14 protein-coding genes and 1 pseudogene are annotated in these 15,609 nt (G+C 70.7%); 12 read left to right on the forward strand and 3 right to left on the reverse strand.

What is annotated here, in order from left to right; translation table 11 throughout:
• Positions 1-9 precede the first annotated feature (9 nt).
• The 10 genes from ACE3SG_RS07625 (at position 10) to ACE3SG_RS07670 (ending at position 7,909) form a co-directional block, all read left to right on the forward strand.
• Positions 10-474, forward strand: coding sequence for a hypothetical protein (locus ACE3SG_RS07625; RefSeq protein ID WP_374563772.1), 465 nt, complete (start codon positions 10-12; stop codon positions 472-474).
• Positions 467-1,252, forward strand: coding sequence for a type III secretion system inner membrane ring lipoprotein SctJ (gene sctJ / locus ACE3SG_RS07630; RefSeq protein WP_374563774.1), 786 nt, complete (start codon positions 467-469; stop codon positions 1,250-1,252). Before ACE3SG_RS07625 ends, sctJ begins: the two co-directional genes overlap by 8 nt.
• Positions 1,249-1,917, forward strand: a complete 669-nt coding sequence (locus ACE3SG_RS07635) for a hypothetical protein (RefSeq protein ID WP_374563776.1) — start codon at positions 1,249-1,251, stop codon at positions 1,915-1,917. Before sctJ ends, ACE3SG_RS07635 begins: the two co-directional genes overlap by 4 nt.
• Positions 1,899-2,519, forward strand: coding sequence for an HrpE/YscL family type III secretion apparatus protein (locus tag ACE3SG_RS07640; protein WP_374563778.1), 621 nt, complete (start codon positions 1,899-1,901; stop codon positions 2,517-2,519). Before ACE3SG_RS07635 ends, ACE3SG_RS07640 begins: the two co-directional genes overlap by 19 nt.
• Complete coding sequence (locus tag ACE3SG_RS07645) at positions 2,519-3,871, forward strand: FliI/YscN family ATPase (RefSeq protein ID WP_374563780.1); 1,353 nt, start codon at positions 2,519-2,521, stop codon at positions 3,869-3,871. Before ACE3SG_RS07640 ends, ACE3SG_RS07645 begins: the two co-directional genes overlap by 1 nt.
• Before the next feature lie 8 nt (positions 3,872-3,879).
• Positions 3,880-4,380 carry a hypothetical protein gene (locus tag ACE3SG_RS07650; protein ID WP_374563782.1) on the forward strand — a complete coding sequence of 167 codons (501 nt, stop codon included), beginning with the start codon at positions 3,880-3,882 and terminating at the stop codon, positions 4,378-4,380.
• 17 nt (positions 4,381-4,397) lie between these two features.
• Positions 4,398-5,228 carry a type III secretion system export apparatus subunit SctT gene (sctT, locus tag ACE3SG_RS07655; RefSeq protein ID WP_374563784.1) on the forward strand — a complete coding sequence of 277 codons (831 nt, stop codon included), beginning with the start codon at positions 4,398-4,400 and terminating at the stop codon, positions 5,226-5,228.
• 7 nt (positions 5,229-5,235) lie between these two features.
• Positions 5,236-6,282, forward strand: a complete 1,047-nt coding sequence (locus ACE3SG_RS07660) for a flagellar biosynthesis protein FlhB (protein ID WP_374563786.1) — start codon at positions 5,236-5,238, stop codon at positions 6,280-6,282.
• Between the two features lie 209 nt (positions 6,283-6,491).
• Positions 6,492-7,367: an autoinducer binding domain-containing protein gene (locus tag ACE3SG_RS07665; RefSeq protein ID WP_374563788.1), complete on the forward strand. Its 876-nt coding sequence runs from the start codon at positions 6,492-6,494 to the stop codon at positions 7,365-7,367.
• Between the two features lie 65 nt (positions 7,368-7,432).
• Positions 7,433-7,909: a (2Fe-2S)-binding protein gene (locus tag ACE3SG_RS07670; RefSeq protein WP_374563789.1), complete on the forward strand. Its 477-nt coding sequence runs from the start codon at positions 7,433-7,435 to the stop codon at positions 7,907-7,909.
• Positions 7,910-7,931: 22 nt separating this feature from the next.
• On the opposite strand, the gene ACE3SG_RS07675 is transcribed toward ACE3SG_RS07670, so the two are convergent.
• The gene (locus ACE3SG_RS07675; RefSeq protein ID WP_374563791.1) at positions 7,932-8,582 is read right to left on the reverse strand and encodes a hypothetical protein; all 651 of its coding nucleotides are present in this window, start codon (positions 8,580-8,582) and stop codon (positions 7,932-7,934) included.
• Positions 8,583-8,873: 291 nt separating this feature from the next.
• Here ACE3SG_RS07675 and ACE3SG_RS07680 point away from each other — a divergent pair.
• Both ACE3SG_RS07680 and ACE3SG_RS07685 read left to right on the forward strand, forming a co-directional pair.
• Positions 8,874-11,176, forward strand: a pseudogene (locus ACE3SG_RS07680) (molybdopterin cofactor-binding domain-containing protein).
• Positions 11,177-11,215: 39 nt separating this feature from the next.
• The gene (locus ACE3SG_RS07685; RefSeq protein ID WP_374563793.1) at positions 11,216-11,848 is read left to right on the forward strand and encodes a glutathione S-transferase family protein; all 633 of its coding nucleotides are present in this window, start codon (positions 11,216-11,218) and stop codon (positions 11,846-11,848) included.
• Positions 11,849-12,097: 249 nt separating this feature from the next.
• Here ACE3SG_RS07685 and gap read toward each other — a convergent pair whose 3' ends face one another.
• Positions 12,098-13,099: a type I glyceraldehyde-3-phosphate dehydrogenase gene (gene gap / locus ACE3SG_RS07690; protein WP_374563795.1), complete on the reverse strand. Its 1,002-nt coding sequence runs from the start codon at positions 13,097-13,099 to the stop codon at positions 12,098-12,100.
• 84 nt (positions 13,100-13,183) lie between these two features.
• The gene (gene tkt, locus ACE3SG_RS07695) at positions 13,184-15,244 is read right to left on the reverse strand and encodes a transketolase (protein WP_374563797.1); all 2,061 of its coding nucleotides are present in this window, start codon (positions 15,242-15,244) and stop codon (positions 13,184-13,186) included.
• Positions 15,245-15,609: the final 365 nt, after the last annotated feature.

The following is a 15,609-nucleotide window of genomic DNA, read 5'->3' on the forward strand; positions in this document are numbered from 1 at the left end:
GAGGCACCCATGGCCCCCATCGATCCCGTGTCCGCCGTCGGCGCCGGCATGCCGGCGCCTGCGTCGGCTGCTGTGCAGGGCGGCAGCGCCCTGCCCGGCGCCGCCATGCCGCAGGGCGAGCCGATGCTCCACCAATCGCTGCAGGCGCTGCACCAGGCCGCCCAGGCCCCTGATGCGATCGGCCGCGGCGTGCGCGCCGAGGCCACCAGCCGCCCGTCGGCGCCGATGCAGTTGCTGAACCACTTGACGAACAACGTCATCGCCCCCGGCAAGGTCGACCTGCCGCAGGCGCCGGTGGCCGCCGAAGACATGAGCCTGAACGAAGCCGCGATCGACGGCCTGCAGCGCGTCAGCAGCTTCGCGATCCAGACCAGCATCCAGCTGGCCAGCGAGAGCACGATGCTGTCGGTGACCAGCGCGTTGGCCAGCGCCGCCAACACCACCTTCCACCAACTGTTGAGCAGCAATGAATAAGACGCCGCGCCGCGCCGCGTGGCGGCTGTCGTGGCTGCTGCTGCCGCTGGCGCTGATGGGCTGCCGCGTCGAGCTGTACACCGGCCTGAACGAGCCCGAGGCCAACCAGATGCTGGCCGCGCTGGCCAACGCGCACATCGACGCGGCCAAGGTCCAGGCCGGCGAGGCTGGCTGGCAGCTGCAGGTCGACGAGCGCGACCTGCCGGCCGCCGTCGAGGTGCTGCAAGAGCGCGGCCTGCCCGGGCCGCGCCATGCGTCGCTGGGCGAGGTGTTCCAGAAGCAGGGCCTGGTCGCAACACCGGCCGAAGAGCGCGTGCGCTACATCTACGGCCTGTCGCAAGAGCTGTCGCGCACCGTGGCCGAGATCGACGGCGTCGTCTCGGCGCGTGTGCACGTCGTGATCCCGGCCAACGACCCGCTGAGCGACAAGCTGAAGCCCAGCTCGGCGGCGGTCTTCATCAAGCACCGGCCCGGCACCGACCTGCGCCTGCTCGCGCCGGCGGTCAAGGAGCTGGTCGCCCACAGTGTCGAAGGCCTGAGCTACGAGCAGGTGTCGCTGACGCTGGTGCCGGCCAGCGAAGTGGTCAGCACCGCCGCCTCGCGCGCCCGCGCCGCGGCCGAGGCGAGCGGCCCGCTGGGCTTGAGCAACACCGCGCTGCTGACGCTGGCGATCGTCGCGCTGCTGGCCGCGGCCGCGGTGGTGGCGCTGCCGTGGCTGCTGCGCCGCTCGGGCTTGCCGCTGCGGGTCTGGCTGCGGCGCGCCGGGTTCGTCAAGTGAACACGGCGGCGGTCGAGCGCTCGTCGCGGGTGCTGCGCGCGCGCATCCGCGCCGCCACGCGGCCGTCGCTCGACGCCCACGCCAGCTGGTGGCCGCCCGGCTGGCGGGTGAACGGAAAAATGACGTTAGGCGACGGTGGCCACCAGGCCAGCTCGGCCTGGCTGCGCCGCACCCACGCGGTGCCCGACGCGGCGCAGGCCGCCGCCCGGCCCGACGGCCCGGTCGAGCGCCTGGCCTGGATGGACGGTGCGTCGCTGCGCCGGCTGGCCCTGTTCGCCGGCTTCGTGGCCCACCGCGACCATTTCGAAACCCCCGGGCTGGCGCTGGAGCTGTGGCGCCAGGCCCGGCGGCTCGACCCCGAGCTGCCCGACTTTGCGCTCTCGCGCTGGCCCTCGTGCCCGGCGCTGGCGATGAGCCCGCGCGCACTGGTGCAGCGCCCGCGCGCGGCCGGCCGCATGGTCGTGCGGCGCAGCTACCAGCTGATGCTGGGGCTGCTGGCCGCCCAGGGCGACGGGCTGTGGCGCAGTGCGCGGGTCAAGTTTCCGCGCGGTGTCGCGCAGGCCAGCCCACCGGCCATGCCGGCCGAGCGGCGGCTGGTCTACGAAGAGCTGCTGTTCATGTGCGCGTTGCCCGAGAGGTTCGGATCATGGGACTGGCTTTTCTGATCACCGCCGAGCACCTGCACCTGCTGAGCGAGCGCAAGGTGCTGAAGGCCGACGAGTACGGCGCGCTGCTCGACGCCAACGAGGTCATCGGTACCGCGCAGCGCGAAGCCTCGCGCGTGCGCAAGGACGCCGACCGCGACGCCCAGCAGCGCCTGCGCGACGGCTACCAAAAGGGCTGGCGCGAGGCCCAGGCCGAACACGCGCGCCGCCACCAGGCCCAGGCCTGGGCGACCGAGCACGCGGTCTACGCGCAGCGCGAGGCGATGGCCCACCTGGTGGTCGAGACGCTGGCCCAATGCCTGGGCGAGCTGCCGCCGGCCGTGCGCTACGAATCGGTGCTGCGCAAGCTCGAGGCGATGTGGGCCGACGAGCCGGTGGTCACGCTGTGGGTCTCGGCCACCGCGCGCGAAGAGGCCGAGATCGCCGTGCGCCGCGTACTCGACGGCACCCGCCACGGCGGCCAGGTGCGGGTCGTCGTCGACGAGACACTGGGCGGCGACGAATGCCGCGTGCAGACGGCATCGGGCCGGGTCGAGATGGGCCTGCAGGCGCAGGTCGATGCCTTGCGCCGCGCGCTGCATGCGCCGGCCGGCACGCGGTGATGAGCACGCTGCCCGCGACCGCGCCGACGATGCCTGTGCCCGCCGCGCTGGACCCGCTGGCCGACCTGCGCCAGCGTTTGGCCCAGGCGCCGCCGGCGCGTGTCGTCGGCCAGGTCACCAAGGCGATCGGGCCGGCGATCGAGGCCACCGGCCTGCTGGCCCGGGTCGGCGAGGTCTGCGAGCTGTCGGTCGGCCAGGCCGCGCCGCTGCTGGCCGAGGTGATGGGCTTCAACCAGGGCACCGCGCTGCTGGCGCCGATGGGCGCGATCGACGGCCTGACGGTGCGCGCCTCGGTGCTGCCGACCGGCCATGCGGCGCAGTTCCCGGTCGGCCCCGGCCTGCTCGGCCGCGTGCTCGACCCGCTGGGCGTGCCGATCGACGGTGGCGGGCCTTTGACGGCCTGCGTGCGGGTCGAGGTGCAGGCGCCGCCGCCGCCGGCGCTGTCACGCCAGCGCATCGCCCAGCCGCTGCCCACCGGGGTGCGCGCGCTCGACACGCTGCTGACGCTGGGCGAAGGCCAGCGCATCGGGGTCTTCGCGCCGCCGGGCGCCGGCAAGAGCACGCTGCTGGGCATGCTGGCGCGCCACTGCGAGGCCGATGTGGTGGTGGTCGCGCTGGTCGGCGAGCGGGGCCGCGAGGTGGCCGAGTTCCTGGAGGTCGGCATCGGGGCGCGCCGCGAACGCTGCGTGATGGTGGTCGCCACCTCCGACCGGCCGGCGGCCGAGCGGCTGCGCTGCGCGCAGGCGGCCACGCGCGTGGCCGAGCACTTCCGCGACGAAGGCCAGCGCGTGCTGCTGCTGGTCGACTCGCTCACACGCCTGGCGCGCGCGCAGCGCGAGATCGGCCTGGCCTGCGGCGAGCCGCCGACACGGCGCAGTTACCCGCCCTCGGTGTTCACAATGCTGCCGCGGTTGCTCGAACGCGCCGGGCCGGGCCAGCGCGGCACCATCACCGCGGTCTACACCGTGCTGACCGAAGGCGACGCCGACAACGACCCGGTGGCCGAAGAGGTGCGCTCGATCCTCGACGGCCACGTGGTGCTGTCGCGCGACCTGGCCGGCGCCGGCCACTACCCGGCGATCGACGTGCTGGGCAGCATCAGCCGCGTGATGCCGCGGGTCGTCGACGAAACCCATCGCCGCGCCGCCGGCCGCGTGCGCGCACTGATGGCGCGCTACAAGGAGGTCGAGCTGCTGCTGCAGATCGGCGAATACCGGCCCGGTGCCGACCCCGAGGCCGATGCGGCGGTGCGCCACAAGTCGCAGATCGATGCGCTGCTGCGTCAGGACGAGACCGACGCGATCGCCTGGCCGCAGGCGCTGGCGGCGCTGCAGTCATTGGCCAGCTATTGAGGGCACCGATGGCCGAGCTCGACGACAAACGCTGGCAGCAGATCCGCCAGATCCGCGAACGGCGCCAGCGCCTGGCGGCGGCGCGTGCGTCGCAGGCCGCGGCGGCCTGGCGCACCCGCCAGGGCGAGGCGATGCGGCAGGACGCCGAGGTGCAGCAGCAGGCCGCCGCGCGGCAACGCCACAGCGCGGCGCGGCGCCCGCAGCCGGGCGTGGCCCTGTCGGCCGCCGACTGGCGCGATGGCCACGCCTGGGGCGGCGAGCTGCAACGCCGCATCGACGACAGCCGGCGCCTGGCGCTGCTGGCCCATGCCGAGGCGATGCAGGCCCAGCTGTTCGCGCGTGGCGCGCAGGCGGGTGCGCGCCGCGCCGCGCAAGAGCACGATCGCGCGCAGCAAGCGATCGAGCGCGCCCAGGCCCGCGCCGTGGCCGCCGCCGAGCACGCCGAAGAACAACAGATCGAAGACCTGGCCCCGCTGCGCTGGTGGCGCGGCCGCGGCTTCGAGCGGTGACGCCGGGGCCAGCCGCGATGGACCCGCAGACCCTGGCCACCGACCCGGGCGGCATGATGGCCTGGCTCGGCCCGGTGCTCGCGCAGTGGCACCGCGATGCGCTGGCCGTGGTGCTGCTGTTGCCGCGGCCGTTCGTGCTGTTCATGGTCGTGCCGTTCCTGTCGCGCACGATGATCCCCGGCAACGTGCGCCGCGGCGTGGTCTTTCTGCTGGCCATCCTGATGCTGCCGCTGGCCGGCTCGGCCGAAGGCGTGACACCGGTCCAGGCGCTGGTCATCGCGTCCAAAGAGGGGCTGATCGGCCTCGTGCTGGGGCTGGGGCTGGGCGTGTTCATGTGGGCGGTGCACAGCGTGGGCGACCTGGTCGACTTTCACACCGGTGCGGCCAACGCGCAGTTCTTCGACCCCGCGTTCGGCCACCAGGGCGGGCCGACCGGCCAGTTCCTCGGCTGGGTGATGGCGGTGCTGTTCGTCAGTGCCGGCGGGCTGACCGGCGTCGTCGGGCTGATCGCCGAGTCGTACCGCGTCTGGCCGCTGGCGGCGCCGCTGCCCGACCTGCCGCGCCTGCTTGAAGCCTTTGCGATCCACGAAGCCGACACCTTGTTCAACTGGATCGTCAAGCTCGGCGCGCCGGTGCTGATGGTGCTGATGCTGGTCGACCTGGGGCTGGGACTGCTGGGCCGCTTCGTGCCGCAGTTCAATGTCTTCGTGATCGCGCAGCCGCTGAAGAGCCTGGTGGCGATCTTCATGCTGCTGATCTGCCTGGGCCTGCTGCACGAGGCGCTGACCGAGTTCGTGCGGCCCGGCACCAACGTGCTGGCGGTCTGGCGCAGCCTGGCCGAGCGATGACCAGGCGATGAGCGACAAGAAATTCGCCCCGACCGCGCGCCGCCTGCGCGAGGCCCGCCGCAAGGGCGATGTGCCGAGAAGCAGCGAGCTGACCAGCGCGGCGGCGTTCCTCGGCGCGATGCTGGGCGTGCTGTGGTCGACCACGGCGATGCTGCCGGCGGTGCGCAGCCTGTGGTGGCGGGCGGTCGACCCGGTGGCGTGGGCGCAGGGGCCCGAGTTCCTGCACACGTTCGTCGTGCAGGCGATCCTGACGCTGGCGCGCGTTGCGCTGCCGGCGGTGCTGCTGGCGGCCGCGGCGGCGGCCTTGGTGTCGTTCCTGCAGGTCGGGCCGCTGCTGGCCTGGGAGCGCATCCGCCCCGACCTGAACCGCCTGAACCCGGCGCAGGGGCTGCAGCAGATCTTTGCCTGGCGCAACGTCTTTGCGCTGTGCCTGCTGGTGCTGAAGGCGGTGCTGCTGGGCGGCGTGGTCTGGGCCAGCGTGCGCTGGTCGCTCGACGGCGCGGTGCGGCTGGGCCACGCGCCGGTGCTGAAGGTGCTGGACGTGGCCGGGCCGCTGCTGTCGCGCGTCAGCGGTTGGGCGGCGGTGATCTTTGTGCTGGTCGCCGCGGCCGATTTCGCGTTCCAGCGCTTCGACCACCTGCGCAAGCAGCGCATGTCGCTCGAAGAGGTCAAGCGCGAGCACCGCGACGACCAGGGCGACCCGCATGTGCGCGGCCGCCGCCGCAGCCTGCGCCACGAGGCCTTGTTCAGCGCGTTGCCCGACCGGCTGAAGCTGGCCCATGCGGTGGTCTACACGCCCGGTGTGGCGATCGCGCTGATGCGGCTGGGCCATGGGCCGGGCGCGTTCGTCGCGGCCAAGGGCCGGGGCGAGGTGGCGGCGCAGATCCGCGCGTTGGCTGAAGCGCGCACGCTGCCGCAGCTGCAGCTCAACGAGCTGGCCGAGCAGCTCGACCGCACCGTGCCACTGGACCAGACCGTGCCCGAGCCGCTGGCCGGGCCGCTGGCGCGGGCGCTGGGTTGGGTGCCACCCCCGGAGGCTGTTACGAGCAGCTGATACCCGCAATCGTTTCCACCCGGGCGTCGTGCCGCTGGCCGCCGCCCATGCGGCCTGTATCGGCCGTTGCCAATTGCAACGGCGTGAGCTCTGCTGGCCGCGGCTTGCGCTTTGGCTAAGGGAGCGCCCCAAGAACACGTCGTCGTTGAGTCCATTGGGGCGCGCCCTTCATTGACGCATGAGCCATGTGCTCGACGAGGAGAAACAGCGTGCTGGAACTGAACTCCCGAGACTGTCGCGGGCTGAGTGCCCACAGCCCCTTCGCCCCCGACTTCGAACCCCGCCTGCTGCGCGCCGGCCCGTCGCGGATGGCCGACGACAGCCCCAACACCTGGTGCATGCGGCCACGCCTGCTCGAAGCGCTGACGGCCGCCGGCAGCGAGCGCCGTCGCCGCGAGCTGGTGCAGGCCGAGTTGCAGGCGATCGGCTTCGACGAGATCGGCTTCGGCAGCCTGGACATCAGCCGCGGCACGCCGATCGTGCGTTCGTTCTGCGGCCACTATGCCGACACCGCCTGGATCGAGCGCTACTTCGCGCGCCGCTACCAAGATGTCGACCCGCGCCTGCGCGCCATCGAGCGCAGCAGCCTGCCCTGCGTGTGGACGCTGAACGAGCTGGCGCGCCAGCCGGTGGCCGCGGCGCAGAAGGCCGAGCTGTGCGCGCTGGTCGACGACCTGCACGAGCGCGGCGTGGTCGGTGGCCTGATGCTGGCGCTGCCGGCCTTGCCCGGCCAGGCGCGGCGTTTCGTCAGCCTGCTCAGCCGCGGTGCGCCGGTCGGCCGGCTGGACGACGCGGCCCTGGGCCGCGTGCTGATGCTGGCGCTGTGCCTGGAAGAGTTTCACGGCACGCTGCCCGGCGTGCCCGGCAGCGGCGACGAAGACAGCCCGACCGGCGAGCTGTCGCCGACGCAGGCGCAGATCCTGGACCTGCTGTCGCGTGGCATGGGCGACAAGCAGATCGCCGCGCGGCTGGACATCTCGCGCCACAACGTCGACTACCACCTGCGCCGGTTGCGTAAACGCTTCGGTGCCCGAAACAGGGTGCAACTCATGCAAGCCGCGTTGCGCGTGCAGCCGACGGCCTGATTTCGCCGGGTCGAATCTGCCACACTCCATTTCGTCGCCCGGCCGGGCGTTGGAGTGTGGGGTCGATGGAGCTGACGATCAATGGCCGGAAGACGGTGGTGGACGACGCCGCCATCGCGCCGGAAATGCCCTTGCTGTGGGTGTTGCGCGATGTGCTGGCGCTGACCGGCACCAAGTTCGGCTGCGGTATCGCGGCCTGCGGTGCCTGCACCGTGCAGGTCGACGGGCAGGCCACGCGCTCGTGCGTGACCCCGGTCGCGGCCGTTGCCGGCAAGCAGATCAAGACCATCGAAGGCCTGGGCCAGCCCGACGCGCCGCACGCGCTGCAGCAGGCCTGGGTGCAGCACAACGTGCCGCAGTGCGGCTACTGCCAGAGCGGCATGCTGATGGCCGCCGCCGCGCTGCTGCAAAAGACACCGAACCCGAGCGATACCGAGATCGACGCGGCGATCACCAACCTGTGCCGCTGTGGCACCTATCCGCGCGTGCGCATCGCGATCCACACCGCGGCGGCGCTGCTGCAGCCGGGCAGGAAGGCCTGAGGGGCGGCCCAAGCGCGCGCCCTCAGGGCAGCTTCACTGCCTCCTCGGCAAAAACGAACTCAACCGAGGGATCGCTCGTCAATCGGCCCAGCGCCTCCAGCGAGCGGACGATGGCTCGCACTTCAGGACCAGATGGCACGTCCCCGATGACTTCGATCTCGTCGGAGTCCATCGCTGCCGCGAAGGCCGCTTTCATGGCCGTCAGCTTGGCTCGGTACCGCTGGCCGGCCGCGTCGTTCAGCGTTTGCTTCTGCGCCAGGGTGGTGGACCTGTCCGCATAGATTTCGTCGGTCTCCCGGCGCCTCGCTTCAATCAATTCCCGGGCTGCCAGCCGGATCAGCACCTTGCACGATCCGTTTGTCTTGATCCTTTCGGCGATGACCGGAGACGCCCTGCTTTGCAGTGCACCAACTCCAGCGGCCACAAGGCTGTGGGTTTTACCCAGCATCGCGATGAACAGAAGGCCGGCTGCGCGCCTTCTGTTCAAGAGTGCTCGTCTATCGCTCACGAGCGCCGTCGTGGACCCGATCTTCGGTGGACCCATGGATTTCCCAATATCGATTCGTGTCACCGTGTTGGCAGTCGCCAGGCGATCGACGATGGCATGGCGTGGCCGATCTCGATCCCCGGGGCCCGCATCGACAGGAGCTTTGGATATGAGTTCGAGAAACATCCCACTTGATCTTTCGAACAGCGATGTACCGTTGCACACGGACTTGCTAGGCCAAGCCTCATGCTTGGACAACGCTGAACAAGTCCCTTGCGCGGTCTCACGGGGACCTGTTCAGCGTCGCCCTTGCGACCACCCCATTCACTTTGTGTAACTTAGACCGCTTCGGCACGTCCTTGCTGCCGCGCGATCCTGCGTACGATTCACCACCGTAGCAAGCATCAGTGGCGTGCCCCTCAATGCATTGTGGAGTCGGCAAGGTCAGCAAGTCGAACCACTGTCGAGCCACCATCTATGAAATTTTCTCGACGCATGTGGCTGCTGTCCGGCGTGGGCAGCACAGGCGCCTTGCTGCTCGGCTGGGCCGGGCTGCCGCCGCGTGGCCGGCTGGGCCGCGCGGCGCTGCTGCCAGCGGGCACCGGCGAGGTCGCGCTGAACGGCTGGATCAAGGTGCTGACCGACGGCAGCGTGCAGTTCGCGACGCCGTATGTCGAGATGGGCCAGGGCGTGCACACCGCGCTCGCGCTGCTGGTGGCCGAAGAGATGGATGTTGCGCCCGAGCGCGTGAAGCCGGTGCAGGCGCCGCACGACGCGATCTACGGCAACGTCGCGATGTTCGTCGGCAGCCTGCCGCTGCACCCAAGCAGCACCGAGCCAGGGCACGAGACGACCGGCGCGCGGCTGAGCCAATGGATGGTGCGCAAGCTCGCGCGTGAACTGGGCATCGCAGTGACCGGCGGCTCGTCGACCATCGCCGACGCGTGGGAGCCGCTGCGCCTGGCCGCGGCCACCGCCCGCGCGCAGTTGCTGGGCGCCGCGTCCTTGCGCTGGAAGCTGCCGGTGGACGAATTCAGCGTCGACAACGGCGTGGTCGCGCACAGCGCCGGCCACGACAGGGCGCACTACGGTGAGTTGGCGGCGGCGGCGGCCAACACCCGGCCCGGCGACGTGCGCTTCAAGCCGCGCGCCCAATGGCAGCGCATCGGCCGGCCGCAGCCGCGGGGCGATGCGGCCGCCAAGAGCAACGGCCAGGCGCGCTATGGCCTGGACACGCGCCTGCCCGGCCTGCTGTACGCGGTGGTGCGCCATGCGCCCGCGATCGGCGGCGCGCCCGGCCACATCGACGCGAGCGCGGCGATGCAAAAGCCCGGCGTCGAGCGCGTCGTGCGCCTGGGGCCGCTGGCCGGTGCGACCGACGCCGTCGCGGTGGTCGCACGCAGCACCTGGCACGCGCGCCAGGCCATGGCAGCGCTCGAGATCGACTGGCGCCCGCCGGCCGGCGGCACGGTCGATTCGGCGGCGATCCTCGATCGGCTCGAGATCCAGGCGCGCAGCGCGGCCGACCACGACGACGGTTTTGGCTTCCATTCACGTGGCGATGACGTCAAGGCGCTGGCGCACGCAGCCAAGCGGGTCGAAGCCGTCTACCGCGCGCCCTACCTGGCCCACGCGACGATGGAGCCGATGAACTGCACCGCGCAGGTTCATGCCGACGGCACGGTCGAGGTCTGGGCGCCGACGCAGGTGCCCGGCCCGGCGCGCGACGCGGCGGCGCGCGTGGCCGGCGTCGACCCCGAGCGGGTCACCTTGCATGTGACCTACCTTGGTGGTGGCTTCGGCCGCCGGCTGGAGGTCGACGTGGTGGCGCAGGCGGTGCGCGTGGCGCTGGAAACCAATAACCGGCCGGTGCAGCTGGTGTGGCCGCGCGAAGAAGACTTCACGCACGACTTCTACCGCCCGGCCGGCGCGGCGCTGCTGCGAGGCGGGCTCGACGCGAACGGCCGGCTGCAGACGCTGACGATCCACAGCGCCGGCGACGCGATCAGCCCACGCTGGATCGAGCGCACACTGCCCGCGCTGGCCGGCCCGGTGGACACGCCCGACAAGACGACTGCCGAGGGCCTGTTCGACCTTCCCTACGAAGCGCCGCACCAGCGCATGGCGCATGTGGCCACGCACAGCGGCGTGCCGATCGGCTTCTGGCGCTCGGTCGGCCACTCGCACAACGCGTTCTTCAGCGAAAGCTTCATCGACGAGCTGGCCCATGAAGCCAAGGCCGACCCGCTGGCGTTTCGCCTGGCCCTGCTGCCCGGCATGCCGCGCCACGCCGCGGTGCTGAAGCTGGCGGCCGACAAGGCCGGCTGGGGCCAACCGGCGGCGGCCGGGCCCGGGGCCTGGCGCTGCACGAAAGCTTCGGCAGCATCGTCGCGATGGTGCTGGAGGTGTCGGTCGAAACGGTCGATGGCCAGAAGAAACCGCGTGTGCACCGCGTGGCCTGCGCGGTCGACTGCGGCACCGTCGTCAACCCCGACGGCGTGGCGCAGCAGGTCGAGAGCAGCGTCGTCTTCGGCCTGACGGCGGCGCTGCACGGCCGCATCGACATCGTGCGCAGCGAGGTCCAGGCGCGCAACTTCCCCGACCAGCCGCTGCTGGCGTTGCGGGGCGCGCCGGTGGTCGAGACCCACCTGGTCAACAGCACGCGCGTGCCCACCGGCATGGGCGAGCCGGCCTTGCCCCCGGTGGCGCCGGCGCTGGCTAACGCCCTGTTTGCACTCACCGGCCAGCGGCTGCGCAGCCTGCCGCTGGTCCTGACCTAGGTTTCGAGTAGTTCCCCCTCACCCCACAAGGAGGTCACCATGTACACGCTTTATGGCTCACGCGGCAGCGGCTCGGCGATCGTCGAAGCGGCGCTGGAGCGTTGCGGGCTCGAATTTCGCCAGGTTCGCGCGTCGGCCTGGGAAGAAGACTCGGCGATCGACGAGCTGCGCCGCGTCAACCCGCTGGCCCAGATCCCGACCCTGGTGCTGCCCGACGGCAGCGTGATGACCGAGAGCGCCGCGATCCTGATCCACCTCGGGCTGCAGCACCCGCACAGCGCGCTGCTGCCAGCCGACGAGAGCGCCCGCGCGCAGACGCTGCGCGGCCTGGTCTTCATCGCTGCCAACTGCTACAGCGCGATCAGCGCCAGCGACTACCCCGAGCGCTACACCACCGACGACGGCGACGAAGCCCGCGCCTCGGTGCGCGAAGCCGCGCGCCGCATGCTGCACCGCCACTGGGAAATCTTCGCCGACCAGTTCCCGGCCTCCCCGTTCCTCAGCGGCAGCCCCACCCCCGGCGCCCTCGACCTGATGGCCGCGGTGGTCTCCAAATGGTCTGGCGCGCGTGCGCACCTGGCCAAGAACCGGCCCGAATTCAGCGCGCTGCTCAAACGTATCGAAAACCACACCAGCGTGCAGCCGGTGTTGGTGCGGCATTTCGACAGCTGAGCGCGTCGCAAGCGCCAAGAAAAAAGAGCCTCGCAAGGCTCTTCGTTGAATCGAACGGCGCTCCGCAGGAGCCGCCGCTCCTCAAGTGGCGTGCGCGGATCCGGCTTCGCCGGTCCGCTGCGCGAGCCCCCTCGGGGGGCTTCGCCCGGACATGAACAGTCCTGAGGACTGTTCCTGCCTGGCGAAGGGCCAAGCCTCTGGCTTGGCGCGGCCTGCAAGGCAGGGCCCCGGAGGGCCCGTGGGGGCCAGTTACCCCGCGATCACCCGCACCATCTCGAGCACCTTGTTCGAGTAGCCCCACTCGTTGTCGTACCAGGCCACGACCTTGACGAAGGTCTTGTCCAGCGCGATGCCGGCTTCGGCGTCGAAGACCGAGGTCATCGCTTCGCCGCGGAAGTCGGTCGAGACGACCTTGTCTTCGGTGTAGCCGAGCACGCCCTTCATCGGGCCGGCGGCCGCCGCCTTCATCGCGTTGCAGATGTCTTCGTAGCTGGCGTCCTTGTTCAGCTCGACGGTCAGGTCGATCACCGACACGTCGGAGGTCGGCACGCGGAAGCTCATGCCGGTCAGCTTCTTGTTCAGCTCGGGGATCACGACGCCCACCGCCTTGGCCGCACCGGTCGACGACGGGATGATGTTCTCGAGGATGCCGCGGCCGCCGCGCCAGTCCTTGTTGCTCGGGCCGTCGACGGTCTTCTGCGTCGCGGTGGTGGCGTGCACCGTGGTCATCAGGCCGCGCTTGATGCCGAAGGCGTCGTTCAGCACCTTGGCCACCGGGGCCAGGCAGTTGGTGGTGCACGAGGCGTTCGAGATGATGGCCTGGCCGGCGTAGCTCTTGTCGTTGACGCCGTAGACGAACATCGGCGTGTCGTCCTTGCTCGGGGCCGACATGACCACCTTCTTGGCGCCGGCGGCGATGTGCTTCTCGGCGGTTTCCTTGGTCAGGAACAGGCCGGTCGATTCGACGACGATGTCGGCGCCGACCTCGCCCCACTTCAGTTCGGCCGGGTCCTTGACCGCGGTCAGGCGGATCTTCTTGCCGTTGACGATCAGCGTGTTGCCGTCGACCGCAACTTCACCCTTGAAGCGGCCGTGCACGCTGTCGTACTTCAGCATGTAGGCCAGGTAGTCGGGCTCCAGCAGGTCGTTGATGCCGACGACCTCGATGTCGTTGGCGAAGTTCTGCACCGCGGCGCGGAACACCATGCGGCCGATGCGGCCGAAACCATTGATACCGATCTTGATGGTCATGAACGTCTTCCTAGGTTGAAACAAAACTGGTTGTGGCGGGCCCAACGAACAAGGGGCAGACCTTCCAGTCTGCCCCTGCCCGAGTTACTTGGCGAGAACTTTGCGCACCGTCAGCGCGAGGTTTTCCGCGGTGAAGCCGAAGAGCTTGAACAGCTCACCGGCCGGGGCCGATTCGCCGAAGCGGTCGATGCCGACGACGGCGGCGCAGCCGTACTTCCACCAGAAGTCGGTCACGCCGGCTTCGACCGCGATGCGCGGCAGCTTGGCCGGCAGCACCTCGGTCTTGTAGGCGGTGTCCTGGCGGTCGAACACGGTGGTCGACGGCATCGAGACCACGCGCACCGCGACCTTGTGTTGCGCCAGCAGTTGCTGCGCATGCAGCGCCAGCTGCACTTCGGAGCCGGTGGCGATGATCACGGCCTGCGCGGCCTTCTTCAGGCCGACCTCGCTCGGCTCGGCCAGCACGTAGGCGCCGCGGGTGATCACGTCGGCGTCCTGCTTGGGCGCGTAGGGCAGGTTCTGGCGGCTCAGCAGCAGTGCGCTCGGGCGGTGCTTGTTGGCCAGTGCCATCGTCCAGGCCACGGCCGTTTCGGTCGTGTCGGCCGGGCGCCAGACGTCCAGCCCCGGGATCAGGCGCAGGCTGGCGGCGTGCTCGATCGACTGGTGCGTCGGGCCGTCTTCGCCCAGGCCGATGGAATCGTGCGTGAAGACGTGGATCACGCGGCGCTTCATCAGCGCGGCCATGCGGATGGCGTTGCGGCTGTAGTCGCTGAAGGTCAGGAAGGTGCCGCCGTAGGGGATGTAGCCGCCATGCAGCGCGACGCCGTTCATCACCGCGGCCATGCCGAACTCGCGCACGCCGTAGTTGATGTGGTGGCCGATCTGGCCGGCCTCGGTCTTGATGACCGCGCCGGTCTTGCTGTCGAAGCGCAGCGCCGGCGTGCTCTTCGTGTTGGTCAGGTTCGAGCCGGTCAGGTCGGCCGAGCCGCCCAGCAGCTCGGGCAGCGCGGCGGTGAAGTGCTCGAGCGCGATCTGGCTGGCCTTGCGGCTGGCGACCGTCTCGGCCTTGTCGTGGGCGCTGCCGACGGCCTCGACCGCGAGCTCGGCGAAATTCTTCGGCAGGTCACCGGCCATGCGGCGGGTGAACTCGGCCGCGGCCTCGGGGAAGGCGGCAGCGTAGGCGGCGAAGCGGGTGTTCCAGTCGGCCTCGGCCTTTTCGCCGGCGGCGTGGGCGTCCCAGGCGGCGCGGATGTCGTCGGGCAGCGCGAAGGGCTCGTGGTTCCAGCCCAATGCCTCGCGGGTCAGCTTGATCTCGTCGCCGCCCAGCGGCTCGCCGTGGGCCTTGGCGGTGCCGGCGCGGTTGGGCGAGCCCTTGCCGATGGCCGTCTTGCAGACGATCAGCGTCGGCTTGTCGGTCGAGGCGCGGGCCTTGGCGATCGCGGCGTCGATGGCGTTCACATCGTGGCCGTCGACCGCGTCGATCACGTTCCAGCCATAGGCCTTGAAGCGCTGCGGCGTGTTGTCGATGAACCAGGGCGTGACCGGGCCGTCGATCGAGATGCCGTTGTCGTCGTACAGCGCGATCAGCTTGTTCAGCTTCCAGGCGCCGGCCAGCGCGCAGGCTTCGTGGCTGACGCCTTCCATCAGGCAGCCGTCGCCGAGGAAGGCGTAGGTGTGGTGGTCGACGATCGTGTGGCCGTCACGGTTGAACTCGGCGGCCAGCAGCTTCTCGGCCAGCGCCATGCCGACCGCGTTGGTGATGCCCTGGCCGAGCGGGCCGGTGGTGGTCTCGACGCCCGGCGTCACGTCGACCTCCGGGTGGCCCGGGGTCATGCTGTGCAGTTGGCGGAAGGCCTTCAGCTGCTCGATCGGCAACTGGTAGCCGGTCAGGTGCAGCACGGCGTAGATCAGCATCGACGCGTGGCCGTTGGACAGCACGAAGCGGTCGCGGTCGGCCCAGTGCGGGTTGCCGGGGTGGTGCTTGAGGTGGCGGCCCCACAGGGCCTGCGCCATCTCGGCCATGCCCATCGGCGCGCCGGGGTGGCCCGAGTTGGCCTGCTGCACGGCGTCCATCGCCAGCGCGCGGATGGCGTCGGCCATCTGCAGGGGTTCTTCTTTGCGGGGGAGCGAGGTGTCAGCGGCCATGGGCGGTCCAAGGCCCCGGTGCGGGGCCGGTCGGGGAAGCGGGGGAGAACCGGCGATTTTATGCGGGCCGCCGGCTGAGCCGCCCGCGACCAGCTTGACCCAGCCCAAATGAGGTGCGGGGCCCGGCTTCCGGCCAGGAAGCGGGCCCCGCGAGCCCACGACCGTGGGCTGGGTGCGATCTGCAGTCAGATCGAGTGCGGAAAAGCTTGAGGACGAACGCCCAAGACAGGCGCTCCGCAGGAGCCGCCGCCTTCAAGTGGCGTGCGTGGATCCGGCTTTGCCGGTCCACTGCGCGGTCTTGCAGACCGCGGCGGGCCAGAGGCCCGCCCCTTCGCCAGGCACGAACAGTCCTCAGGACTGTTCAT

The sequence above is a fragment of the Ideonella sp. genome (assembly GCF_041914305.1).
GTDB lineage: Bacteria > Pseudomonadota > Gammaproteobacteria > Burkholderiales > Burkholderiaceae_C > Ideonella.

What these genes read in the sequence shown, in the direction of transcription:
- ACE3SG_RS07660 (WP_374563786.1), top strand. Translation starts at nt 5,236, where the DNA reads ATGAGCGACAAGAAATTCGCCCCGACCGCGCGCCGCCTGCGCGAGGCC.
- ACE3SG_RS07625 (WP_374563772.1), top strand. Translation starts at nt 10, where the DNA reads ATGGCCCCCATCGATCCCGTGTCCGCCGTCGGCGCCGGCATGCCGGCG.
- ACE3SG_RS07670 (WP_374563789.1), top strand. Translation starts at nt 7,433, where the DNA reads ATGGAGCTGACGATCAATGGCCGGAAGACGGTGGTGGACGACGCCGCC.
- sctJ (WP_374563774.1), top strand. Translation starts at nt 467, where the DNA reads ATGAATAAGACGCCGCGCCGCGCCGCGTGGCGGCTGTCGTGGCTGCTG.
- ACE3SG_RS07675 (WP_374563791.1), bottom strand. Translation starts at nt 8,582, where the DNA reads ATGTTTCTCGAACTCATATCCAAAGCTCCTGTCGATGCGGGCCCCGGG.
- gap (WP_374563795.1), bottom strand. Translation starts at nt 13,099, where the DNA reads ATGACCATCAAGATCGGTATCAATGGTTTCGGCCGCATCGGCCGCATG.
- ACE3SG_RS07645 (WP_374563780.1), top strand. Translation starts at nt 2,519, where the DNA reads ATGAGCACGCTGCCCGCGACCGCGCCGACGATGCCTGTGCCCGCCGCG.
- ACE3SG_RS07685 (WP_374563793.1), top strand. Translation starts at nt 11,216, where the DNA reads ATGTACACGCTTTATGGCTCACGCGGCAGCGGCTCGGCGATCGTCGAA.
- sctT (WP_374563784.1), top strand. Translation starts at nt 4,398, where the DNA reads ATGGACCCGCAGACCCTGGCCACCGACCCGGGCGGCATGATGGCCTGG.
- tkt (WP_374563797.1), bottom strand. Translation starts at nt 15,244, where the DNA reads ATGGCCGCTGACACCTCGCTCCCCCGCAAAGAAGAACCCCTGCAGATG.
- ACE3SG_RS07650 (WP_374563782.1), top strand. Translation starts at nt 3,880, where the DNA reads ATGGCCGAGCTCGACGACAAACGCTGGCAGCAGATCCGCCAGATCCGC.
- ACE3SG_RS07640 (WP_374563778.1), top strand. Translation starts at nt 1,899, where the DNA reads ATGGGACTGGCTTTTCTGATCACCGCCGAGCACCTGCACCTGCTGAGC.